Here is a 22,990-nt window from a genome sequence, read left to right on the forward strand (position 1 = left end):
GCGGAGCAGAAATCGCCGGCGGAGTAGCTGAGGAGCGACCGCCGCCGGAGTCGTGGAGCAGAAGCCGCCGACGGATAGCGGAACAAAAGCGCTGACGGAGCAGCGGACCTGAGAGCGCCGACGGAGTAGCGGAGCCGACGCACCCACGGAGTAGTGGCGCCAAAGCGCCGGCGGTGCAGGGGAGCGGAAGCTCAGAGGCGCAGCGCGGCGGGGGCGGCCGCCGGGACGACGGGAGCCCGGGGCGGAACGGCCGGCAGCCGCGAATAGGCCGCCCCCATCGCCGGCCGCGGATCGGCATCCCCGCGGTTGGGCCACAGTGACAGCGCCCGCTCGGCCATCGCGGTGATGGTCAGGGAGGGGTTGACGCCCAGGTTGGCCGCGACCGCCGACCCGTCGATCACGTGCAGCCCGGGGTGGCCCAGTAGCCGGTGGTACGGGTCGATGACCGTCCCGATCGCGCAACCGCCCAGGAAGTGCCCGGTGACCGGCCGTCCGATCAGTTCGGTTACCGCGCCCAGCGGGACACCGTCGATCTCGGCCGCCACCTCGCGGGCCACCCGGTGGGCGGCCGGCACCCAGTCGGGGTTGGGGGAGCCGACCCCCTGCCGGGTGCGCAGCCGGCCCCGGCGGCGGTGCACGGTGATCGAGTTGTCCAGCGACTGCATGGCCAGCAACACGATCGTCTGCTCCGACCAGCGCCGCGGTGAGGCGAGCAACCGCAGGTGGCGGCGGCCGCGGACCAGTTCCCGCAGGCCGGCCTTCCAGCGGGCGCCCGGCGTGTCGTCGACCAGCGCTGTGGCCAGCAGGGCCAGCAGGTTGCTGCCCCGCCCGTACCGGACCGGTTCGATGTGGGTGTCGGCGTCGACGTGCATCGAGGACGTGATGGCCACGCCCCGGCTGTAGTCGGCGTCGCGGCGGCGGGCGCGGGCGCCCAGGATGGACTCGGAGTTGGTGCGGCTCAGCTCGCCCAGGTGCGGCGAGATGTTCGGCAGGCTGCCCCGGTCGCGCAGGCGGTGCAACAGACGCTGGGTGCCGAGCGCCCCGGCGGCGAAGACGACCTCGGCCGCGGTGAAGGTGCGACGCCGTACGCCTCCGGTGTGGTGGGTGCGCACCGTGAATCCGCCGCCGGACCGGGGGCGAACGGCGTCCACGGTTGTCAGCGGGTGGACCGTCGCGCCGGCCCCCTCGGCCAGGTGCAGGTAGTTCTTGACGAGGGTGTTCTTGGCGCCGACCCGGCACCCGGTGAGGCAGGAACCGCAGAACGTGCAGGTCGACCGGGAAGGGCCGGCACCGCCGAAGTAGGGGTCGCCGCCTTTCGGGCCGAAGTAGACCCCTACCGGCGTACGGCGGAAGGTCTTTTCGACCCCGAGCCGCGTGGCCACTGCCTGCAACGCCCGGTCGGACGGTGTCTCGAAGGGGTTCTCGGCGACGCCCAGCATGCGTCGGGCCTGGTCATAGGCGGCGGCCAGCTCCGACTTCCAGTCCGTGATCCCCGACCAGCGCGGGTCGTCGAAGAAGTGGCCGGGCGGTTCGTAGAGCGTGTTGGCATATCCCAGCGAGCCCCCGCCGACGCCGGCGCCTGACATGATCAGCACGTTGTCGAGCAGGGTCAGGCGCAGAATGCCGAAGCAGCGCAGCGCGGGCGCGTAGAGATAGCGGCGCAGGCGCCACGAGGTCGGCGGGAGTTCGTCGTCGGCGAAGCGGCGGCCCGCCTCGAGGACGCCCACGCGGTAGCCCTTCTCGGTCAGGCGCAGCGCGCTGACGCTGCCGCCGAAGCCGGACCCGACAACGAGGACGTCGTAGTCGAACGTCATGGCGTACGGTGACACCGCTGTTGGCGGCATGTCAACAAGGAGGTGATGGGCGGTGCGATATCACCGGCAGGGCGCGGGCGGCGCGCTCGTGCTCATCCACGGGCTGGGCAGCCGGTGGCAGGTGTGGAAACCGGTCCTGCCGGCCCTGGCCGCGCACTTCGACGTGATCGCGGTCGACCTGCCGGGCTTCGGGGACACTCCGGCCGACGGCGGGCCGGGGGATGTGCCGCACCTGGCCGACCGGGTCACCGGGCTGCTCGACGAGCTGGGCCTGACCCGGCCCGCGGTCGGCGGCAGCTCGCTCGGCGGCGCGGTCGCGCTCGAACTCGGGCGGCGCGGGATCGCCCGCTCGGTGACCGCCTTCGCCCCGGTCGGGTTCTATGGCCAGGCCGGCGCGAGGTGGTGTCAGGGCGTCGTGAGCGCGGCCCGCCGGGGTGGCGCCACACTTGGACCGGCCCTGCCCGCCCTGATGGGGACCCGGGCCGGGCGGGGCGCACTGTGCGGAATCTTCTATGCCAAGCCGTCCGGGTTGGACCCGGCCGACTGTCTCGGTGACGCGCGGGCCCTCGTCGCCGCGCCCGGGTTCGACGGCGCCTGCCGCGCGCTGGGCTCCTGGCGCTTTCCGGGCGGCGCCGGCGAGGGTATTCCGGTCACGGTCGCGTGGGGGACACGCGATCTGGTGCTGCCCTACCGTCAGGCGGCGCGCGCCCGGCGGTTGCTTCCCCAGGCCCGGCACGTACGGCTTTCCGGCTGCGGCCACCTGCCGTTCGGTGACGACCCGGCGACCTGTGCGAGGTTGCTGATCGAAGCCGGTTGAGCGCTATTGGCAATGCGCCAACAGCTTGTTACGTTCGGGCGGTGCCGGCACCCCGGGGAGGCAGTCATGAGCCCGCGCGTCGTGGTCATCGGGGCCGGCTTCGGCGGGATCGCGGCCGCGGCCGCCCTGCTCGAGGCCGGCTTCGACGACGTGGTCGTGCTGGAACGGGCCGCGTCGACCGGTGGCGTCTGGCGTGACAACACCTATCCCGGCTGCGCCTGCGACGTGCCGGCGCCGCTCTACTCCTATTCGTTCGCCCCGAACCCGCGCTGGTCCCGTCGTTTCCCGGCGCACGACGAGATTCTGGCCTACCTGCGCGCGACCGCCGACCGGCTGGGCGTGACCGGCCGTGTGTGCCTCAACGCCGCCGTCACGTCCGCCACCTGGACCGGCGGCCATTGGCGGGTCGAGACCGCGGACGGCACCACGTACGAGGCCGATGTGCTCGTGCCGGCGGTGGGCCAGCTCGGCAACCCGGTGCTGCCCGCGATCCCCGGCTCGTACGAGGGCCCGGTCGTCCACACCGCACGGTGGCGCGACGACCTGCCGGTCGACGGCGCCCGCATCGGGGTCATCGGCACCGGAGCGAGCGCCATCCAGCTCGTCCCCGCCATCGCCGGCCGGGCCGCGCACATCACCGTCTTCCAGCGCACACCCCCGTGGACACTGCCTCGCCCCGATCGCCGCTACGGGCGGGGCCGTCGTTACGCGTACGGGAAAATGCCGTCCCTGATGCTGCTGCCGCGAGCCGGTGTGTGGGCGATGACCGTGGTGACCGGGCGTGCCATCACGGGCGGACGCGTCGCCGGAGCGCTCGTCCGCACCGCCTCCCGGGTGCAGCGCCGTCTGCAGGTGCGCGACGCCGACCTGCGGGCCCGCCTGACCCCGGTCGATCCGATGGGCTGCAAACGGGTCCTGTTCACCAACGACTGGCTGCCCGCGCTGACCCGCCCCGACGTCTCGCTGGTGACCGAGAAGATCCTGGAGACGACCCCGTCCGGCGTACGCACGGCGGACGGCCAGGTGCACGAGTGTGACCTGCTCGTCTACGCCACGGGTTTCGCCGCGACCGACTTCCTGGCCGGCATCCGGGTCACGGGCCGCGACGGTCGGGCGCTGGCCGACGAGTGGGCCGCCGGGGCGTACGCGCACCTCGGCCTGACCGTGCCCGGCTTTCCCAACCTGTTCCTCGTCTATGGCCCGAACACCAACACCGGCAACACGTCGGTGCTCTACTTCATCGAGCACCAGGCCGCCTACCTGGTGCAGGCCGTGCGCCGCCTCGCTTCGGGTGCGAACCCGCTGGAGGTACGCCGTGAGGTGGCCGCCGCCTACGACGAGGAGATCCAGCAGCGCCTGACCCGCAGTGTGTGGGCGTCGTGCCGCAGCTGGTACCGCAACGCGGCCGGCCGGGTGGTCACCAACTGGCCCGGGATGGCCTCGGAATATCGCCGTCGCGTCGCCCGCCTCCGCCCCTCCGACTACATCTCGCGGAACGGTTAGGCCGTCCGGCCGGTGCGGTCCGGGTTCCGGTAGCGCATGGTTTGCTCGGGGAAGGAGCAATACTGTGCGGGAGCCGGACGCCTACGCGGTCGACATCGTGTTCTGCATCGATGTCACCGGAAGCATGTACCCGATCGTCGACCGTCTCAAGGAGGGCGTGCTGACGCTGCGGCGGCGGATCGAGGAGGCGGCCGCGGCCACCGGCAAGGCGATCGGAGCCTTGCGCGTACGGCTGGTGGCCTACCGCGACTTCCGCGACAACCCGGCCGACGCCCTGGTCGAGTCCGGGTTCTTCACCATGCCGGGGCAGGCCGCCGAGTTCGAGACCGCGGTGCGCGGGCTGGAGGCGGGCGGGGGCGGCGACGAGCCCGAGTCGGGGCTGGAGGCGCTCGCGGTGGCGATGAGTTCCGATTGGGCGTACGGGCATCGGCCGCGCCGCCATCTGGTGGTGGTGCTGACCGACGCGTCGGCGCACCCGCTCGGTGTCGGACGGGCCGCGGCGGCGTATCCGTCGGTCGCGCCGCCGACGTTCGACGAGCTGGCGGCGGTGTGGACCAGCCAGTCGTCCCACCTGCTGCTGGTCGCGCCGGTGACGAGCCCGTGGGAGGGGATCGCGGCCGCCTGGCGTGACACCGTGCATCTGCCGTCGCGGGCCGGCAACGGGCTCAACGAGTACGCCCTGGCCGAGATCGTCGACGCCATCGTGGCCGGAATCTGAACGCGTCTCCCGCCGCTTTGCTCGCTGCGGCAGCCGGAACGGGTCGTTGATTCGGGGGAGACCGGGCGGGCCGGGCCCTGGCTACAGTCCGGTAATGCATCGTCCGGGCCGGCTCGTGGAGCCGGAGTTCGTCGCGCACCTCTTCGCGCCGCTCCAAGAACCGGACAGCGTCGCCGCCCTGCACCGCTTCTGGACGGCCTGCCGTGACACCGGGCGCACCCGGCCCCTCCGCGGCACCGTCCTGCCGGCCACCCTGCCGCCCGGGGTCGTGACCGGGCCGGACCGGGCACTGGCGATCATGGAGGACGACGCCGGCGAGTTCCAGGTGATCGCCCGCCTCGAACAGGACACGTTCAACGTGTCGTTCGGCGCCTCCGCCGGCCGGGACAGTTGGCTCCGGTTCGGCCGCCTCTTTCGGTTGCTGGGCGGGGAGGCACCCGAGCTCGGCGGCGCGACCCTGTTGCTGGCCAAGTCGGACGACGCCCTGACCGTCGACCTGCGGGCCGAGGTGCCGCCCCGCGCCGACGACGCGGACGGGTGGTGGGAGAACTGGTCCACCCGGCACCGTTTTGTGCTCTGGGAGACCACGCCGCCCGGGACGACCGCACCCCGGCGGCTGGTGCTGCTGGCCGGTCTCCGGCAGGACGCCGCGCTCAGCCGGTTCGCCTGGAGCGACGGCGGAACCGGCCTGCCGCCTCTGGGCCGGGAACTGTTGCAGGAAGTTCGCGCACGCCGCCGCCCGGAAGTCGTCCGCTCCGAGCCGGACGGGCCCGTGCACCGGGTCGCCTTCGGCGTCGACGTGGTGAGCTACAGCTCGCGCAGCACGCCCCAGCAGCTGGAGGTGCAGCGGCGGGTCGCGGCCGTGGCCGACCGGGTGCTCGCCGGTCTCGGGCTCGACCTCAAAGCCACCGACTCCCAGTTCGCCGGCGACGGCATGATGGTCGTGCTGCCGGCGCACGTACGGGCCGATGTCGCTCTTCCCCGGCTGCTGCACGGCTGGCGGGCGCAGACGAGCGCCGACAACGCCGAGCATCCCGGCGAGCGCATCCGGATGCGGCTGTCGGCCGGATCCGGCCCGTTCACCCGCGCGCACCTCGGCTTCGGCGGCAACACCATCATCGGCCTCGGCCGGTTGCTCGACAGCGCGGCGCTGCGTCAGGCCATGGTCGACCATCCGGACGCCGATGTGGTCGCGATCGTCACCGACCGGATCTTCCAGGATGTCGTCGCCGAGGGCTATCCGGGCCTGACCACCGACGAGTTCCGGTCGGTCGAGGCGGGCGCCAAGACCTTCCGGGCGACCGCCTGGCTGTGGACCGGCGACGGCGCGGTGTGAAGCTCAGCCGGCGCAGGCGGCCTGGACGACCTCGGTCAGCCGGGCCGCCGCCTGAGTGCCCGAGAGGCGTCCCTGGTGGATCAGCGTGAGGTCTTCGGCCGCGCAGGCCGGGGGAGTGAACCCGACCGCCGCCGCCAGGGCCGGGTAACGCCGGGCCCAGGACGCCACCGCCGCGACCAGCTCGCTCTCCATCACCTCGGCCGACATGCCGGTGGTGAGGGTGCGCAGCAGCTGCTGCCGCCAGGGCCAGAACGACCACACCTTGGTCTCGTCGATCAGCTGCTCGACCGGGTCGGTACGCAGGTAGCGCAGGGCGATCTGGATCGCGTCGGACCCGCCGTCGCTGATCAGCTCGTCGACCATGCGGTGGCGGGCGCGGGCGCCGGCCACCTCGTAGAACGTGCTGCGGCAGCCCTTGTCGCCGGCCGCCTCCACGATGCTCTTCCAGGTCAGCGTGGCGCGGGGCCCGGCCTCGAGCAGGCGGGCAGCGGCCCGGAAGTAGATCTCCTTGGTCTTCCAGTGGTTGCGGCGCGGTGAGGTGTTGCCGGAGAGGCGGTCGACCCATCGGTTCACGGCGGTCTCGTCGAAGCTCTGAAAGGCCGGCGGCGGGGCCGTTGGTGCCGTCGTCATCGCGCTGTGTCCTTTTCGCTCGATCCCGGGGCGCGGGTGTGTCCGGACCCGCGCCCTACGAGGGTCGCGGGACGACCGCGTCCGGCACCATCACGTGTTCACGTGGTCCTGCACGCGGTGTCCCGTGACGACGTCGAGGATCGCGTCCCAGTCGGACGGCCGTTCGGGCGCGCGCCACGCGACGAAGTGGTCGGGCCGCACCAGAACGAGGCGGCTGCGCCAGTCGGCGCGCAGCGGGTCGTCGTCGACCGGCAGGTGCGTGACCGGGATGCCGCGGGCGACGGCCGAGGCCACCAGCGGCCGCCCGTGGAGGCCGTGGGTGAGGTCGATCAGCGTGAACTGGGGGCCCAGCAGGTCGAACAGCAGCTCGCCGCCCGAGAGCCGGACGGCGGGCAGGCGGGTGCCGGCGCCCGCGTTGTCGTGCCACACCACCGTGGAGGTGGCGTGGTGGCTCGCCGTGGTGCCGGCCGGGTTCATGTGCGGCGCCTCCCGTCGCAGCACGGCCGCCAGCTGGGCGGTGGAGGCGCCCTCGGCGGCGAGGCGGCCGAACCGTTGCCGCGCCTCCAGCGACCGGGACAGGGTCTCGCGTTCCAGCATGGCCTCGCGGCGCCGCTCACCCTCGTAGCTGCCGAGCAGGCCGGGTCCACCCCAGCGGGCCACCGACGCCGCCAGCTTCCAGCCCAGGTCGACCGCGTCGGCCAGGCAGGTGTCCACGGTGGCGCTCGGCGGGTGGAACCGGTGGGCCGACTCCCCGACCAGGTAGGCCGTGCCGCGCCGGTAGGTGCCGGCCACCCCCAGCGTCTCCTGCCAGGGGGTGACCCCGACGATCTCCGACGCCTGGATGCCGAGCCGCCGGTTGAGCAGGGCCGCCGGGTCGCTGACGTCGGTGTCCTCCTCCTCCAGCGGCAGATGGCCGATCCACAGGTCGTTGCCGGCCCGCCGGCTCAGCGCCATCCCGTCCGCGATGATCATCGAGAGGCCCGGGTACGGGTGCTGCAGGCTCTCGCTACGGAAGGTGACCGTGCAGTGCCGGGCCGGGGTGATCGCGTCTTCCAGCGGCACGCCCAGGCACCGCCGCACGGTGCTCTGCGCCCCGTCGCAGCCGGCGAGGTATCCGGCCTCGATCTCGTGCCGCACCCTCGAGGCCGCGTCGAGCACGGTCGCCACCGTCCGGTCGGCCTCGAGGCGCAGATCGGTGAAGGTCCAGCCCTCGCGCAGATCGATCAACCGGTTCCCGCGTACGGCATCCCGCAGCCGAGTGGTCAGCCCGGCCCCCGTGAGCAGCACGTACGGCTCCACGGGCGCGCTGCCGTTGCGGTCGCAGGCGTATTGCCGCCGCAGCTCGTTGGCCGACGGCACCGCGTTGACCAGCACCGGGGTCTCGCCGATGGCCCGGCTCCACACCACCGCGGCCGGGCTGTCGGCGTCGTCGCCGGCCGCGCGCACCGTGTCGGCCAGCCCGAGCCGCCGCAGCAGCTCCATGCCGCGGCCGGTGACCAGGTTGAGCTCGGGATGCCGGGGCGGTTTGGACGCCCGCTCGACCACGATGCTGGGCACACCGTGATGGGCCAGTTCCAGCGCGAGCACACAGCCGGCCAGACCGGCCCCGACGACAAGCACGGGCGTACGAGATTCGGGCATGACGACGACTCCTGGATATCCCCGTTGGTTATGGCGGCAACCACTACCGCCATGCTCGGGTCAAGGGGCCGGAACCGGCATCACGTGTATCCGGGATTACGGGGGACATTCCCGCGCGACCACCACGGCCAGCTCGACCCGGCTGTGGATCTCCAGCTTCTGGAAGACCTTGCGCAGGTGACTGTCCACCGTGTGGGGCGAGAGGTGGAGCTGCCGGGCGGCCGCGATGTTGGTCATGCCGGAGGCGATCAGCAGCGCGACCTGACGCTCGGCCCTGGACAGCTGGGGCAGGCACTCCGGCGGCCCGGCCTCGACCGGGTCAGGGGTGCCCGTTCCGCGCCACGGGCCCAGCTCCTCGTCCAGCCGCTGCTCGGCGCCGGCCGCTCCGGCCTGCGCGAACAACTCCCGGGCCTCGTCGTAGCAGGCCTTGGCGGCGGCCCGGTCGGAGCCGCGGAGCAGCGCCGCCAGGTCGTGCAGCGCCGCGGCCAGGGCCAGTGGCCGCTCGACCAGGCGGAACTGCTCGACGGCCAGGCGCAGCAGCTGCGGTTCGCGGCGCAGCAGCCCGGCGGCGTGCGCGGCCGCCCCGGCCAGGGCGTGCGAGCCCGGGTTGCGGGCGGCCAGCGCGGCCACGGCATCGACCACGGCGGTGGCGCGGCCCCGGTCGGCGGCCTCGAGCGCGATCCGGACCAGGGCCGGCGCGGCCGCCGGGTCCTGCGCGATCAGGGTCGGCCGTTCGGTCAGACCGTCGTAGACGCGGGCGATGAGGGTTACGGCCTCGGCGGCCGAGCCCTCGGCGGCCAGCATCGTCGCGACCGGCCACTCGACGTCTTCGGGGGGCGCGGTGATGCCGGTGGCGGCCAGCTCGTCCATCCGTTCGCGGCAGGCCCGGGCCTGGACGAGGTCGCCGCGCATGACGGCCAGGCGGATCAGCGTGCCCAGCAGCGGAACGGTCAGCTGGTAGGCGGTCAGCTGCTCGGCCAGCGCCACCCCGGCGTCGGCCTCGGCGGCCGCGTCGTCCAGACGGCCCCGGGCCGCGAGCAGCGCGGCCGCGTAGTAGTGCAGCAGGGGCTGGGCCCACGCGGTGCCCAGCGCCTGGGCCTCCTGCTGGCCGCGGCGGATCGCCTTGGCCGCCTCGTCGAAGCGGTCGAGCGACGTGAGCGCGTTGGCCAGCCAGATGCGGGGGTGACGTTGCACGGCGGCGCCACCGGCGCGGTCGGCCAGGTCGGTGGCGGTGGTGGCATGCCCGTAGGCGTCGTCGAGGCGCCCCTCGGCCTGCGCGACCAGGCTGCGGGCGGTCAGGCCGAACACGGCGGCGCCGGGCTCGTGCTCGCGGCCGATCCGGTCGGCCTCGGCCCCGGCCTGGTCGGCCGCGCGGTAGTCGTCCAGATAGAACGTGGCGTGGGCGAGGATGGCGTGCAGGCGGGCCCGCATCGGCGGCGGGATGACCGGCTGGCTCAGGCCGTCCTCGGCATATTCGGCGGCCCGCCGGTTCTGCCCCGCGTGTTTGGACGCCTCGGCCAGCCCGAGTTGCAGCGTGGCCTTGGTGCGCGGTTCCAGGCCGGCCCGCAGCGCCTGCTCGCCCAGCTTCTGGGCCTGCGCGACCCGGGCCGCCGAGGCGAGCAGCCCGACCGCGTCGGCGATCAGCTCGGTGCGGCCCGGGTCGGTCTCGTCGAGGGCGTGCAGCGCCTGCAGCATCAGGTCGGCGGCGGCGCCGGGCGCGTTCGTGGCGACCGCCGCGGCCGATTCGCGCAGCAGGATGACGGCGGTGGCGGTGCCCCGGCGTCCGCTGTGCAGCAGATGCCCGGCGACCTCGGCGGTCGGGCGGCCGTGTTCGCGGGCCAGGGCCGCAGCCGCCTGGTGCAGATGCTGGGAGCGGGCCGCGCCGAGCGTGCTGCGCACCGCCTGGTGCACCAGGTCGTGCCGGAACGTGAGGCCGTCCTTGTCCTCGACCAGGATCCCGGAGGCGGTCACCTCGTCGACCAGTTCGAACAGGCCGGCCGGTTCGTTGCCCATCAGCCGGGCCGCGGTCTCGAGGTCGAACGGACGGTCGAGCACCGAAGTGGCGCGCAGCAGCCACTGCGCCTCGGGCGAGAGCACCTGCATGATGTCGCGGACGGTGGCCACGAAGCTGGACGGCAGGTCGTCGCCGACCACGGTGGCGATGCCGTCGGCGACGACGATCTGCCCGGTGGTGCGCAGCGCCGACTGCAGCTGCTCGACGCGCAGCGGGTTGCCGCCGCAACCGGCCACCAGCGCCAGCACGGTGGCGTCGACCCGGGCGCCGAGCGCCTCCTCGCAGAGCCGCTCGATGTCGGCGTCGCCGAGCACGTCGAGAAGGATCGGGTCGCCCCGCTCGGCCAGCCAGGTCAACGTCTGGGCGCCGGCGCCGGTGGTCTCCTGCGAACGGCCGGCCAGCAGCCACCGCACCGGCGTCGAGGCGAGCGCAGGCACCAGTTCCCGCACGGCCAGCGCGCTCAGCTCGTCCATCCAGTGGGCGTCGTCGATCACGATCAGCAGCGGGCGCTGGACCGCGTAGCGTTCCAGGGATTCGCGCAGCCGGTAGATGCGCGCGTAGTTGTCGTTCTCGCGGGTGTCGCCGGCCGAGATCCACGCGAAGTCGCCGGCGGGCGGGCTGCACGCCTGCAACGCCCCGGCGATGGTGACCAGCGGGGCCGCCATGTCGTGCCGGAACGCCTCGCGGGCGGCCACCGCGATGTCGTTCTCGAACGCGTAGTCACCCGCCGCACGCAGCAGCTTCGACTTGCCGATGCCGGGCGGCCCGAGCATCACGTGCCAGCCGCCGGCGCCCTTGCGGGTGTCGTCGAGCGCCCGGTGGAGCAGCCCGAGCTCATGGTCACGGCCGACGATGCGGTCGGTCATGGGCGACCACCGCTCCGGTGGCCGGCCGCATGCAGCTGCAGCAAACCCGTCTCCCTCCGCCAAGGGGTGTCCGGATGGAACCCTGCCGTAGCCGACCGCCGGAAATCCAATCGATCAAAGGAAGGCGAGGTCACCACGGCGCGTCCCGTGAGCGGTGACTCGCATGGAACTCTATGGATCGAGGCCGGGGCCGGGCCACCGCCGCGATCGGGCCGGCGCCGGGCCGCCGGTCACCCGCACGGGCGCCGGCGCTCACCCGGCCCGCGCTCCTGACGAGCCCGGGAACCCACCGGTCGGGTCCGTCCGTCAAGGACGATCCGACCGGAATCGGTGACTGGACTTCACCCGATCGGGTGACAGGCGATCCGGGTTGCGCGGGACCGGGCCGGATCACGTGAGTGGGCGGCCTACTCGTTCGTGCGGTTGGGCCGCGAACCGGGCCGTGGCAGCGTCCCTGGCATGCACGCCCACGGATCCTTCGCCCGCCGCCTGCGGTTGCGGCGGTTGCACCGGCACCCGTCCGGCCTGCTGGTGGTGCCGCTCGACCACGCGATGAGCGGCGGCCCGCTGGCGCACCGGGGCACGCTCGACGGCCTGCTGGCCCGCCTCGCCGACGGTGGCGCCGACGCCGTGGTGCTGCACAAGGGCGCCGTACGGCGGGTGCGCCCCGACCGCTTCCGCGAGATGTCGCTGATCCTGCACCTCAACGCCAGCACCGGCCTGGCCTCCGACCCCGACGCGAAATACCCGGTCGCCACCGTCGCCGAGGCGCTGCGGCTCGGGGCTGAGGCGGTCAGCGTGCACGTCAACGTGGGCTCGCGCACCGAGGACCGGCAGATCGCCCACCTGGCCGGCACCGCCGAGCAGTGCGACCGCTGGGGCGTCCCGCTGCTGGCCATGATGTATGTGCGGGGTCCCGGCATCACCGACGGCCGCGACCCCGAGCTGGTCGCCCACGCGCTGGCGGTCGGCGCCGAGCTCGGCGCCGACCTGGTCAAGACGGCCCTGCCCGACGACCCGGCGGCGATCGCCCGCATCACCGCCGGCTGCCCGGTGCCGGTGCTGGCGGCCGGGGGCCACGCCTCCTTCGAAGTCCTCGAGACGGCCCTGCGGGCGGGCGCGGCCGGGCTCGCGGTGGGCCGCACGGTCTTCACCGCGGACGACCCGGGCGCGGTCACCCGCCGCTTGTCCGCCCTGGCGCACGGCGACCGGACCCCGGCCGGTGTGCGGTGAACCCGAAGCTGTGCTGGCTCGACGTGCGTGCCGCCGGCGACGCCAAGCGGGCCGTGGTCGAGGAGGCCGTGCACCACCGGTTCGACGCCGTCGTGGCCGCCGACCCGGCCGACCTGGCCGGGCTGCCCCCGACCGTGACCCGGGTGCTGGTCCCCGCCGGGGAGCGGCTGCCCGACGACCTCGGCCCGGCCGACCTGGTGCTGCTCGGGCCGGGCACGACGGTCGACACCGGGCGGCATCCGGGCGTGCGCTTCGGCGAACGGCACGACGTCACCGACCGCGCGAGCCTGGAGCGGGCCTGCGACGCCGTACGCGGGGACGGGGTGACCCTGCTCAGTTTCGCCGACCCGACCAACATCCCGATGGAGATCGTCCTGGCCGCCGGCGACCGCTCGGCCGGCACCATCGTCACGGCGGCGGCCGGCGTGGACGACGCGGTCGTGCAGCTGAGCGTGCTCGAGCGCGGGCCTGACGGCGTCATGCTTACCGCGCCCCGGCCCGGCGACCCGACCCGGCTGGCCGGTCTCGTGCGCGCTCCTTCACCCAAGCTCGATCTGGTGACGATGACGGTGACCGGCATCCGGCACGTCGGCACCGGGGAACGGGCCTGCGTCGACACCTGCGCCCTGCTGCGGCCCGACGAGGGGATCCTGGTCGGCTCGTGGGCCCGGGCGCTGATGCTGTGCGTCAGCGAGACCCACCCGCTGCCCTACATGCCGACCCGGCCGTTCCGCGTCAACGCCGGCGCGATCATGTCGTACACGCTGGCCGACGGGGAACACACCCGCTATCTGAGCGAGCTGTCGGCCGGGGACAGCGTGCTGGCCGTGGGCGCGGACGGGCGTACGCGGAAAGTGACCGTGGGCCGGGTGAAGATCGAGACCCGCCCGCTGCTGGCGATCGACGCCACCGCCCCCGACGGCGGGCCGGTCAACCTGATCGTGCAGGACGACTGGCACGTGCGGGTGCTCGGGCCGGGCGGCGCGGTGCTCAACACGACCGAACTGGGGGCCGGCGACGAGATTCTGGGCCACCTCCCCGGCCGGGAACGCCATGTGGGCTACCCGATCGACGAACTGTGCCACGAGCTATGACCGTCGTCGACTTCCACGCGCGGATCAAGCCGGGTGACGCCGAGCCGGGGCGGCTGCTGGCGGTGATGGACGCGGCCGGCATCGACCGGGCGGCGGTCTGTGCGGGCGGGCTGCTTCCGCTCGACCGGCTGGCGCGGCAGCTCGACGACGGCGGGCGCACCGAGGCGGCGGCCGACAACGAGGGCGTGCTCCGGGCGTGCGAACGGTCGGCCGGGCGGCTGCTTCCGTTCTACTTCGCTGATCCCGTACGGGACGTGGAGGCGTACGGGAAACACGCCTTTGACTTCCGGGGTCTGGAGATCTCACCGGCCGTCCACGGTGGACGTTTGGACGATCCGGCCGTCGCCGAACTGGTCGCGATCGCCGAATCCGCGCGGCATCCCGTCTATGTCGTGACGGTGGCCCAGCCCGGGGCCCGACCGGCCGACCTCGTGCGGCTGGCCGCCAGGTTCCCGCGCGTGACGTTCGTGTGGGGGCACTGCGGGCACACCGGCCTCGACATCGCCGGCCTGCACACGGTCGAGGGCCGGCCCAACGTGCTGGCCGAGATCTCCGGCTGCCTCACCGTCACCGCGCGGCTGGCCGTCACCCGGCTCGGCGCGGCCCGGGTGCTGTTCGGCACCGAATACCCGCTGCAGGCACCGGAGGTGGAGCTGTGCAAGGTGGCCGCCCTCGGCCTCGGCCCGTCGGACCGGGAGGCCGTTCTCGGCGCGAACGCGTGCCGGGTGCTCGGATGGGAGGCGTCATGGACACGACCGTGACCGGGCTGCCCCGGCTCGGCGACTGGACCGATCGGGAGGGCCTGCGGCGGATCCAGGAGGCCCGGCTCGGCCGCGCCCTCGACGCGGCGACGCGATCGCCGTTCTACGCGCGGCGTGGAGTTCCGGCCGATCTGGCCGACTGCCCGCTCACCACCAAACGGGACCTGCGTGAGGCGTACCCGTTCGGCATGCTCGCGGTCGACCGGGCCGAGGTGGCGACCTACCACGAGTCCAGCGGCAGCAGCGGCACACCGACCGCCTCCTACTACACGCCGGGCGACTGGCAGGACCTGATCGACCGGTACGCCCGCAAACACGTGGGCATCTTCCCGGACGACACGTTCATGGTCCGTACGCCGTACGCGCTGATGATCACCGGTCACCTGGCGCAGGCGGCCGCCCGTTCCCGGGGCGCGACCGTGGTGCCGGCCGACAACCGGTCACTCGCCATGCCGTACGCGAAAGTGGTCCGGGTCCTGCACGACCTCGGCGTGACCCTGACCTGGTCGCTGGCGACCGAGACGCTGATCTGGGCGGCCGCCGCGCACGCCCGCGGGCTGCGGCCGGAAGCCGACTTTCCGAGGCTGCGGGCCCTGTTCGTGGGTGGTGACCCGCTCGGGCCGGCCAAGAAGGCGCGGATCGCGGAGATCTGGAACGCGCCGGTGGTCGAGGAGTACGGCGCCACCGAGACCGGGAGCCTGGCCGGCGAATGCCCCGCCGGGCGGCTGCACCTGTGGGCCGACCGGGCCGTGTTCGAGGTGCACGACCCGGTGACCGGCGAGACCACGCCGACCGGGCGGGGGCAGCTGGTGGTGACGCCGCTCTATCGCGAGGCGATGCCGTTGCTGCGCTACAACCTCGAGGACGCGGTCGAGGTGTCCGACGTGGACTGTGCGTGTGGCTGGGCGCTTCCCGTCGTACGGGTCCTGGGACGCTCGGCCTGGACCGCGCCCAGCGGCCTGACCCAGGGGGACGTCGAGGACCTGGTCTTCGGGCTGCCCGCGGAGTACGGGGTGCTGTTCTGGCGGGCCCGGGCTTCGGGATCGGCGTTGCACGTTCAGGTTGAGGGCCCCTCTGCTTGTGCATCCGAACTCCGGGACGCCGTCACGAGGGCGCATGGGATCGACGCCTCGGTCGAGGCGCTGCCACCGGGCTCGCTCGTGCCGTCGCGGCTGCTGACCGCCGAGCCCGAGGTGATGAAGCCGCGCAGTCTGTTCCGCGAGGGCGAGGACTGGGACAAGGCCCTGGAGTACTACTGATGACCATCGTGGTGGTCGGGGCCGGCATCGGCGGGCTGGCCGTAGCGGCCGCATTGGCCCGGCGTGGCGTCAACTGTGTCGTGCTCGAACGTTCGCCCTCGTTCTCCGACGGCGCCGGAATTCAGATCGCACCCAACGGGGCCGCTGTGCTGCAACGGCTCGGCGTGGTGCTGCGTCCGGCCGCCCGGCCGGTCGAGCGGCAGATCCGGCGCTGGCGGGACGACTCGCTGATCGCCTCGGTCGATCTGGGCGAGGCCTACTACACGCTGCGCCGGTCGGTGCTGCACCGGCAGCTGCTGGCCGGCGTGGATGTGCGCCCCGGGGTCGGGTGCACGGGCGTCAACGACCGGGGCGACCACGTCGTGGTGTCGCTCGGGGACGGGACGCGGATGACCGCCGACGCGGTGATCGGGGCGGACGGGCTGCGGTCGGTGGTGCGGCGGGCCGTGGTCTCGGATCGCCTGCGCCCCAGCGGATTCACCGCCTACCGAGCCGTCGTCCCGGCGACTCTCGACCGGGTCGTCGTGCGGCTCGGGCCCGGCAGCCACCTGGTGAGCTATCCGCTCGGTGACGGCAGCATGAACGTGGTCGCGGTCGTGCCCACCGACGTGCCGCTGCTGGAAGCGTTCGACGGCTGGCATCCGGCGGCCCGCGACCTGCTCGTGGGGCCGTTCCAGCGGCACGAGCTGTTCGACCGGCCGCGGGCGGCGTGGCGCCGGGGCCGGATCCTGCTGGTCGGCGACGCCGCCCATCCCATGCTGCCGTTCGTGGCCCAGGGGGCGTGTCAGGCCCTGGAGGACGCCGAGGCGCTCGCGGCCGACCTCGGCGGCTATCCGGGCGCCCGGCCGGCGCGGGTGGCCCGGGTGGCGGCGGCCGGGCTGGCCGCGGCCCGGGACTACCACCTGCCGGACGGGCCTTCACAGCGCGTCCGCGACCTCAATCAGTGGGCCAGAGTGCCACCAGCTCCACCCGGGACCCGATCCCCAGCTTCTGAAAGATCTGCCGCAGGTGGTAGTTGACGGTGTGGGCGCTGATCCCGGTGCGGGTGGCGATCTGGCGGTTGGTGAGCGCCTGCCGCACCAGCTCCGCCACCTCCCGTTCGCGCGGGCTCAGCAACTCCCAGTCGGGCCGCACCCGCAGGGCCGCCGCGACCGGGCGGGGCAGAGTCGCCTCGACCGCCGCCCGCACCAGCTCGTGGCCGAACGCGAGCAGTTCACCGTCGCCGCCGAGCAACCCCGACGCCAGCGCCTCCTCCAGGGCGGGCAGCATCGTCACCGGCCCCACACCCATCAGGCGGGCCAGGCGCATCAGCGGGAACGACTCGCCGAGGGTCGCGGCCGCCTGCAGCAGATGCCGGGCCGGCGGCGACACCGACGCCACCTGCCCGCGCAGCGCGGCCTCGGACCGCCGGGGCAGGCGGACCGCGCGCACCACCGCCCAGCCGCCCGCAATGTGCAGCAGCCCCTCCTCGTCCAGCCCCCGCACCAGTTCGCGCAGACAGCCCGGCCGGCCCGACGCGACCCGGCACAGGTCGACCAGCTGCGGGCCGGGCCGGGCGCCGGCCAGCTGCGCGACGAACTCGGCCTGCGCGGCCGGGGCGAGCGGCGTGACCCGGATCCGGTGCACGTCGGCCGCCGGCAGGTGCACCGCCCCCTCGGCCGGCCCGGTCAGCGCGACCAGGGTCGGCGTGGTCTCGGCCAGCAGGTCGAGCACGGCCCAGGCGCGCGGGTCGATGCGGCGCGGGTGGTCGCCGAGGAACAGCAGCGAGCCCGGGCGGTCGCCGACCGTCCGCAGCACCTGCCGCGAACCGACCGCCCCGGCCCACTCCGGCTCGGCGAACACGGTGATGCCGCGCTGCCGGGCCAGCCGGGCGGTCTCGTCGAGCAGCCGGGTGCGGCCGCTGCCCCGGGGCCCTTCCAGCGCCAGCACCAGGAGCCGCCCCCCGCGCGGGCTCTCCAGCACGGCGGCGATCTGCCGCAGCTCCTCGTCGCGTCCGAACAACATCGCCCCTCCTCGGTCCGGGTGTCGTCCCTACCCGATCGTGTAGGTGCGGCGGCCCGAGGATTGGCTACTGGTAGGGGATTGCGGCTTTCCGACTCACAGTTCCGCTCACAGGACCGCTCACAGTTCCGCTCACAGGACCGCTCACAGTTCCGCTCACAGGACCGCTCACAGTTCCGCTCACAGGACCGCTCACAGTTCCGCTCACGGTTCCGCGATGTGGCGTAACTTCTCCGGGTCGGTGATGACGATCCGGCGGTAGCCGGTGGTGATGAGCCCCCGGTCGCGCAGCTCGTGCAGGGCCTTGTGCACGGTCGCCTGCGCGATCGCCACCATGGCGGCCAGATCGGCCTGGCTCAACGGCACCAGCAGCTCGACCGAGCCGTCGTCCCGTTCCCGGCCGCAGACCTCGGCCATCTCGGAGAGCACCCGCGCCAGCCGGATCGGAGCCGGAAAGGCCGCGATGTCCGTACGCCGCCGGTTCGCCCACCGCAGCTGCCGGGCCACCGCCGCCGCCACGAGCGCCGCCGCGTCGGGCCGCTGCCGCAGAAAGCCCTCGAAGTCGCCCCGCTGCACCTGCCCCGCGAGCACCGGCCCCGACGCGCTGACGGTGGCGGTGCGCGGCACACCGGTCAGTGCCCCGATCTCTCCGACCACCTCACCCGGAAGCCGGATCCCGAGCAACGTCTCGACCCCGTCGGCGGCCGTGCTGACCTTCACGAATCCACTGAGCACAAGAAAAACGTGCGAGTCGCGGGCGCCTTCGCGCAGAAGCACCCGCCCGGCCGCGAACGACCGCCTTACGCTGCGCGCGACCAGAGCCCTGGCCACCTCGGAGGGAAGACTGCCGAGAAAGGTGCCCGCCGCCCACACGAGGAACCCCCAGAGTGTCGTGGCGCCCCCACTCAATCACGAGGCCCGATACCCGGGCAATACGGTCGGTGCCCGCCGATGGTCGGCCACCGGAATCACCGGCGGCGAGGGCGTCACCTGGCGGGCGCGTTACCACGGCGGGCTGGCGTCGCCCCTGACGGTCGCCGTCAAGATGCTGCGGCGGCCCGCGGCGCGGGGACTTCCGGTGGGCGCTGGCGCGGTGGGCGATCCGCAACGGATACGCCACCGCGCCCGACGTCTAGGACTTCCGCAGCGCCAGCAGCGCGCGGCCGAACTGGGCGCAGCACCACGCGACGATCAGCACCGAGGCGATGTATCCGAGAGTGGTCATCCAGTTCGCCGGCGCGTAGTGCAACTCGGTCAGGTCGACCGGCACGGTCAGTGGGTGGCCGAGCCGCACGTACCAGATCACCCCGACGACGCTGGTGCCGACGTCGGCCACCGTGAGGACGACCCACACGCAGACGAGCAGGACGGGCGCGTTGCGGTGGGCCGCCATCATGATCGGCAGGAGGACGGCGAAGGCGGTCAGCGCGACGCCGACGATCGCCGCGAAGACATAACCCATCACGGTGACGGCGTGCATCATTCCGGCCATCGACTGAATGGACAGCCAGGCGTCGACGATGCTGATGAGAAATCCGAACACGACCCAGAAGGCGGCGCTGCTGCGGCTCATATCGACGTCCTGGTGAAAAGGGTGGCGATCACGAGGGTGAGGGCGACGATTCCGGCCACCAGGCCGAGAGTCATCTCGAGTTTGTTGGCGGCCAGCGCGTCACGTAACGCGACGCGTTCGGCGTGCGGGACCGGGAGCGGGGGCGTCCGGTGCGCCGGGGTGATCGCGCGGCGGGGGCGGATGTTACCGACCGCGAGTTCCAGCCGGGTTACCGCGATTTCGACGCGCAGAACCGCGTCGATCAGCGCCTTGAGCTCCTCGGTGGTGATCGTCAGGGGTTCCTGGGGTTGCATGGCGGCCTTCCTCGGTCAGGGATGAGGGTGGGAAAGCACCAGCAGAACCACGAAGCAGTAGATCGCGGACGCCCCGACCAGGCCGAGAATCAGCATGACGTCCCACCCGTCGATTCCTTTGTTGTGCGCGTTGCGCAGGAAGGCGGTGACGCCGCACAGAATCGATCCGACGACAAGGAAATAGCCTGGTCCGTTCGACAGGGCGCCGAACAGGTCGGACAGGAAATCCCACATGGCGTTTCCGGCAATCAGTTCAGGGAAGCGATCCTCGTTCGAGGAACTGCGGTGACCACTGAAGTGAAGGCGAAGAGGCCGTGGTGCCGACAGTGCAGGGGTGAACCCCTAGCGGAGTGGGGAGCCGACGCGGTGGAGGGTGCCGTCGGGGTCTACGTAGGCGAACTCGCGCAAACCCCACGGCGTGTCGCGCGGTGGGGAGAGACGGCCCTCGGCGCCGGACCACTCGGTGTGCACGGCGTCGGCGTCGCTGACGTAGAGGTAGACCATCGACGCCGTTGTGAGGGGGTCGTGGCCGGGGGACTCGGTCAGGTGCAGGGAGACGTTGTCGCGGTCCACGAAACCGTAGGGCTCGGAGCCGTCGTACGAGCGGGTGGTGAAACCCAGCGATCGGTAGCGCGCCAGGGCCGCCTCGAGGTCGCTCACGGGGATGATCGGGGCGACGGACTCGAAGGCGGCCATGGCGTCACCATAGAAGGTCAGCGGGTGAGGCGGAAACTCTGCGCAGCCGTGCCGTTGCACGTGTACTGGACGAGTTGGATGCTGTCGGCGGTGGATGCGGCGGGGACGTCGAGGCACTTGCCGCTGTTGCGGTTGACCAGGTGGTAATAACCGCCGCCCTCGTCGACCGGGAGCCACTGCTGGTTGGCGCCGCCGCCGTACGTCCAGGTCTGGATCGGCGCGTTGTCGGCCGTGGACACGTTGGTGACGTCGAGCGCCTGGGCGGGGTTGCCGCGGCCGTTGATGCGGACGTAGCCGTTCGTCGTGTCGGCCAGCTGGAACTGCTGGGCCGTCGAACCGTTGCAGGCGTACTGCTGGATGGCCGTTCCGTTCGTGGTGCCGGCCGAGCGGGCGTCGACACACTTGCCGCTGCCCTTGTTGACCAGCGGCTGCCACGTGAGAGGCGGCTGTGACGAGGAGCCGCCGCCCAGCCACAGGATTGCGTTGATCAGCCACTGGTTCTGCTGGGCGCTGGCGAACGTGGACGACGTACGGGTGTTGGTCTCGTAGTTCATCGCGTTGTGGCCGAAGTTCGTGTAGACCATCTTGTAGTTGCGGTTGGACCAGATCAGCGGATAGAAGCCGCTGCGCCACTGCTGATTGGGGTCGGTGCCGACCGGGAAGCTGGACGCGTCGATCGAGGCCACGATGTCGATGTCGGGGTTCTGCCGCAGGTCACGGCTCCACGAATACCACTCGCTGACCGCCGAACCGATGGTCGCGGGCAGACCGGCCGTGGTCGGGTGGGTCCCCAGCCGCAGGGTCTCGGCGGTCGGGCCCCACGTGTTGGTGGCGAAGTTCCCCGAGCCCAGGAACGTGTTGTAGTACCAGCTCCACTCGTTGGCGTTGGTGGTGAACGCGCTGACGTGGAAGCCGAGGAAGCCGCCGCCGTTCTGCATGTACTGCTGGAACGCGGCCCGCCGGTCGGCCGGGGGAGCGTCGTCCAGGAACATCACCACCTTGACCCCGGCCAGCCCGGTCGCGCTGAGCCGGCTCCAGTCGGTGGTGGCCTCCCAGGTGAAACCGTTCTGGGCGCCGGCCCGCGGGAACCACTCGCGGGCCTCTTTGTCGAAGTCGATGTGGGCGGCGTCCCAGGTGCCGTTGTAGAAGGCGAGCACCTTGAACGGTTCGGCCGCCTGGGCGGGGGTGGCCAGGGCGGCGACGGCCAGTAAGGCCAGGACGAGGGCGCGTTTGAGCAGACGCATGGCGAGACCTCTGGGGATGAGAGGGGGACGGGCCCTCAGCTTGAGGCATCGACAGCGCTTAATACAAGGGCAACTGTAAAGTCAGTTGCCGAATGTCGTTCCGTCCGTCCAGCGCACCGGCCCGGGGTCGATCGAGACCGGGCGCTCACTGACGATCACCAGCCGCGACCCCGGCCACCAGGGGCCCGCGGTGTTGGCGTCGCGATAGGCGGCCAAGCGGGACGGCAGGTCGCCGAGCGGAGCGCCGGCCGCCTGCAGCCCCTCCACCAGCCGGGACGACTCACCGATCCACGACGCGACGCCCTGCCCGCCGAGATGGAAGTACCGGTCGTTGTTGTCGGCCGGCAGCGGGTCGCCGTCGCCCAGGGCGGGACGCGGCCCGGGCAGCCGGGCGGCCGCCTCCACCAGGGCCTGCCGCGCGCGCTGCGGATCGGTCGCCACCAGGTCGGGTCGTCCCGTCAGCCGGAGTTGCTGGCTGAGCGGGGCCAGCGGGCCGCGCGGGGCCGGGTCGTGGCCTTGGCGGCCGAGCAGGTGGTTGAGTTCCCGCTGCATCCGTAGGCGCAGGTCGTCGGCGTAGCGGATGGTCACGGTCTCGACGTCGCGGATGCGGTCGTTGCGGCTCCACAGTGTGGTGTCATAGAGCGGTTCGGCCAGCCGGCGCAGCAGAACGCCGGTGTAGGGCGAGTCGACCCACACGATCGACTCCGGTCCGTCCAGACCGGCCAGGCGGTAACACTCCCGGATCCCGTGCTCCACCACCTCCCGGTCGGCCGGCGCCACGGCGTGTGCCCATTCCGGAGTTGTGCCGCCCGCCGCGGTGGCCAGGACGGCTTGTCGTTCCGCTTCGTCGAGCGGGGGCGGCGGGGTGGTCGTGAGAAGTTCCCGCGCCCGGGACCGCATCCCCTCGTCCGGGTGCAGCAGGCCGGCCCCGATCAGGTCGAGCGCCCGCCGGGACCGCCCCTGCTCGTATCCCACCGCGATCTCGGCCCCGATCCGCCGCTCCAGCGCGTCGGGGTCGGCGGACCGGGGCGCTTCCGGGGCCAGCTCGCGCCGGATCTCCTCGCGCAGCTCGTCGTCGGCGACAAGCCGCCCGAGCTGCCAGTCGCGCAGCGCCCGCACGGCGCCCCGGAAATCCTGGCCGGGGTCGGGAAACAGCTGCCCGGTGCGCCGCCAGACCGCGTGCAGGGCCGCGTTGCACAGGTCGTCGGGCCGGACGCCCGGCGCCGCCCGCCGGTCGTCGTGGAAGACGAAGCCGCCGTGCCGCAGTTCGATCGGCGGGTGGGTCTGCACGTACCAGGCGTCGACGAGCTCGCCCAGCTGCCATTCGTTCGCGCCGCACACATTGCCGACGGCCGTGAGCGGCGTGCTCGTCGAGGGCACGGCCGCGCCCGACATCCACTTGCGGAGACGGCCCGGCCAGATGTGGGCGCGGGCGGCCACGGCCGTCACCGATCTGTCCCCGATCAGGCGGGTCAGAAGCGTCCCAACGGTATCCAC

Annotated in this window: 21 protein-coding genes; 9 read left to right on the forward strand and 12 right to left on the reverse strand. The window is 72.9% G+C overall.

The window, feature by feature from the left end:
- Window positions 1–191: 191 nt before the first annotated feature.
- Entirely contained in the window at window positions 192–1,814 is a 1,623-nt protein-coding gene (locus JIG36_RS10565) for a GMC family oxidoreductase N-terminal domain-containing protein (protein ID WP_203375925.1), read from the reverse strand.
- 52 nt (window positions 1,815–1,866) lie between these two features.
- Here JIG36_RS10565 and JIG36_RS10570 point away from each other — a divergent pair, with 52 nt between their 5' ends.
- From JIG36_RS10570 to JIG36_RS10585, 4 genes are all read left to right on the forward strand, one after another.
- Window positions 1,867–2,631, forward strand: coding sequence for an alpha/beta fold hydrolase (locus JIG36_RS10570; protein WP_203375926.1), 765 nt, complete (start codon window positions 1,867–1,869; stop codon window positions 2,629–2,631).
- Window positions 2,632–2,697: 66 nt separating this feature from the next.
- The gene (locus JIG36_RS10575) at window positions 2,698–4,134 is read left to right on the forward strand and encodes a flavin-containing monooxygenase (protein WP_203375927.1); all 1,437 of its coding nucleotides are present in this window, start codon (window positions 2,698–2,700) and stop codon (window positions 4,132–4,134) included.
- 64 nt (window positions 4,135–4,198) lie between these two features.
- Window positions 4,199–4,852: a vWA domain-containing protein gene (locus JIG36_RS10580; RefSeq protein WP_203375928.1), complete on the forward strand. Its 654-nt coding sequence runs from the start codon at window positions 4,199–4,201 to the stop codon at window positions 4,850–4,852.
- Window positions 4,853–4,946: 94 nt separating this feature from the next.
- The gene (locus JIG36_RS10585) at window positions 4,947–6,188 is read left to right on the forward strand and encodes a CATRA conflict system CASPASE/TPR repeat-associated protein (protein ID WP_203375929.1); all 1,242 of its coding nucleotides are present in this window, start codon (window positions 4,947–4,949) and stop codon (window positions 6,186–6,188) included.
- Between the two features lie 3 nt (window positions 6,189–6,191).
- On the opposite strand, the gene JIG36_RS10590 is transcribed toward JIG36_RS10585, so the two are convergent.
- The 3 genes from JIG36_RS10590 to JIG36_RS10600 all read right to left on the reverse strand — a co-directional run bounded on the left by JIG36_RS10590 (window position 6,192) and on the right by JIG36_RS10600 (window position 11,339).
- Window positions 6,192–6,818: a hypothetical protein gene (locus tag JIG36_RS10590; RefSeq protein WP_203375930.1), complete on the reverse strand. Its 627-nt coding sequence runs from the start codon at window positions 6,816–6,818 to the stop codon at window positions 6,192–6,194.
- Between the two features lie 90 nt (window positions 6,819–6,908).
- Window positions 6,909–8,459: an FAD-dependent monooxygenase gene (locus JIG36_RS10595; RefSeq protein ID WP_236046623.1), complete on the reverse strand. Its 1,551-nt coding sequence runs from the start codon at window positions 8,457–8,459 to the stop codon at window positions 6,909–6,911.
- Between the two features lie 96 nt (window positions 8,460–8,555).
- A complete protein-coding gene (locus tag JIG36_RS10600; protein WP_203375931.1) occupies window positions 8,556–11,339 on the reverse strand; it encodes an AAA family ATPase in 2,784 nt (927 codons plus the stop codon).
- Window positions 11,340–11,798: 459 nt separating this feature from the next.
- On the opposite strand from JIG36_RS10600, the gene JIG36_RS10605 reads away from it, so the two are divergent.
- The 5 genes from JIG36_RS10605 to JIG36_RS10625 are packed head-to-tail and all read left to right on the forward strand — an operon-like array spanning window position 11,799 to window position 16,705.
- On the forward strand, window positions 11,799–12,572 hold the full coding sequence (locus tag JIG36_RS10605; RefSeq protein WP_203375932.1) for a 2-amino-3,7-dideoxy-D-threo-hept-6-ulosonate synthase: 774 nt from the start codon (window positions 11,799–11,801) through the stop codon (window positions 12,570–12,572).
- Entirely contained in the window at window positions 12,569–13,666 is a 1,098-nt protein-coding gene (locus JIG36_RS10610; RefSeq protein WP_203375933.1) for a 3-dehydroquinate synthase II family protein, read from the forward strand. The genes JIG36_RS10605 and JIG36_RS10610 overlap by 4 nt, the downstream gene beginning before the upstream one ends.
- The gene (locus tag JIG36_RS10615) at window positions 13,663–14,427 is read left to right on the forward strand and encodes an amidohydrolase family protein (RefSeq protein WP_203375934.1); all 765 of its coding nucleotides are present in this window, start codon (window positions 13,663–13,665) and stop codon (window positions 14,425–14,427) included. The genes JIG36_RS10610 and JIG36_RS10615 overlap by 4 nt, the downstream gene beginning before the upstream one ends.
- Complete coding sequence (locus JIG36_RS10620) at window positions 14,412–15,686, forward strand: phenylacetate--CoA ligase family protein (protein ID WP_203375935.1); 1,275 nt, start codon at window positions 14,412–14,414, stop codon at window positions 15,684–15,686. The genes JIG36_RS10615 and JIG36_RS10620 overlap by 16 nt, the downstream gene beginning before the upstream one ends.
- Window positions 15,686–16,705 carry an FAD-dependent monooxygenase gene (locus JIG36_RS10625; RefSeq protein ID WP_203375936.1) on the forward strand — a complete coding sequence of 340 codons (1,020 nt, stop codon included), beginning with the start codon at window positions 15,686–15,688 and terminating at the stop codon, window positions 16,703–16,705. Before JIG36_RS10620 ends, JIG36_RS10625 begins: the two co-directional genes overlap by 1 nt.
- Here the strand turns inward: JIG36_RS10625 and JIG36_RS10630 are convergent.
- The 8 genes from JIG36_RS10630 to JIG36_RS10665 form a co-directional block, all read right to left on the reverse strand.
- The gene (locus JIG36_RS10630; RefSeq protein WP_203375937.1) at window positions 16,623–17,690 is read right to left on the reverse strand and encodes a helix-turn-helix transcriptional regulator; all 1,068 of its coding nucleotides are present in this window, start codon (window positions 17,688–17,690) and stop codon (window positions 16,623–16,625) included. The two genes, JIG36_RS10625 and JIG36_RS10630, sit on opposite strands and share 83 nt — an antisense overlap.
- Before the next feature lie 201 nt (window positions 17,691–17,891).
- A complete protein-coding gene (locus JIG36_RS10635; RefSeq protein WP_307872654.1) occupies window positions 17,892–18,518 on the reverse strand; it encodes a Crp/Fnr family transcriptional regulator in 627 nt (208 codons plus the stop codon).
- Between the two features lie 301 nt (window positions 18,519–18,819).
- Window positions 18,820–19,260 carry a hypothetical protein gene (locus JIG36_RS10640; RefSeq protein WP_203375939.1) on the reverse strand — a complete coding sequence of 147 codons (441 nt, stop codon included), beginning with the start codon at window positions 19,258–19,260 and terminating at the stop codon, window positions 18,820–18,822.
- The gene (locus tag JIG36_RS10645) at window positions 19,257–19,553 is read right to left on the reverse strand and encodes a hypothetical protein (RefSeq protein ID WP_203375940.1); all 297 of its coding nucleotides are present in this window, start codon (window positions 19,551–19,553) and stop codon (window positions 19,257–19,259) included. Before JIG36_RS10645 ends, JIG36_RS10640 begins: the two co-directional genes overlap by 4 nt.
- Window positions 19,554–19,568: 15 nt before the next feature.
- Complete coding sequence (locus JIG36_RS10650) at window positions 19,569–19,787, reverse strand: hypothetical protein (protein WP_203375941.1); 219 nt, start codon at window positions 19,785–19,787, stop codon at window positions 19,569–19,571.
- Between the two features lie 108 nt (window positions 19,788–19,895).
- A complete protein-coding gene (locus JIG36_RS10655; protein WP_203375942.1) occupies window positions 19,896–20,249 on the reverse strand; it encodes a bleomycin resistance protein in 354 nt (117 codons plus the stop codon).
- Window positions 20,250–20,266: 17 nt separating this feature from the next.
- Entirely contained in the window at window positions 20,267–21,493 is a 1,227-nt protein-coding gene (locus JIG36_RS10660) for an RICIN domain-containing protein (RefSeq protein ID WP_203375943.1), read from the reverse strand.
- A gap of 81 nt (window positions 21,494–21,574) precedes the next feature.
- Window positions 21,575–22,990 (reverse strand): hypothetical protein, encoded by a 1,416-nt coding sequence (locus JIG36_RS10665; RefSeq protein ID WP_203375944.1) that lies wholly within the window; start codon window positions 22,988–22,990, stop codon window positions 21,575–21,577.

The sequence above is a fragment of the Paractinoplanes ovalisporus genome (assembly GCF_016834655.1).
GTDB lineage: Bacteria > Actinomycetota > Actinomycetes > Mycobacteriales > Micromonosporaceae > Actinoplanes > Actinoplanes ovalisporus.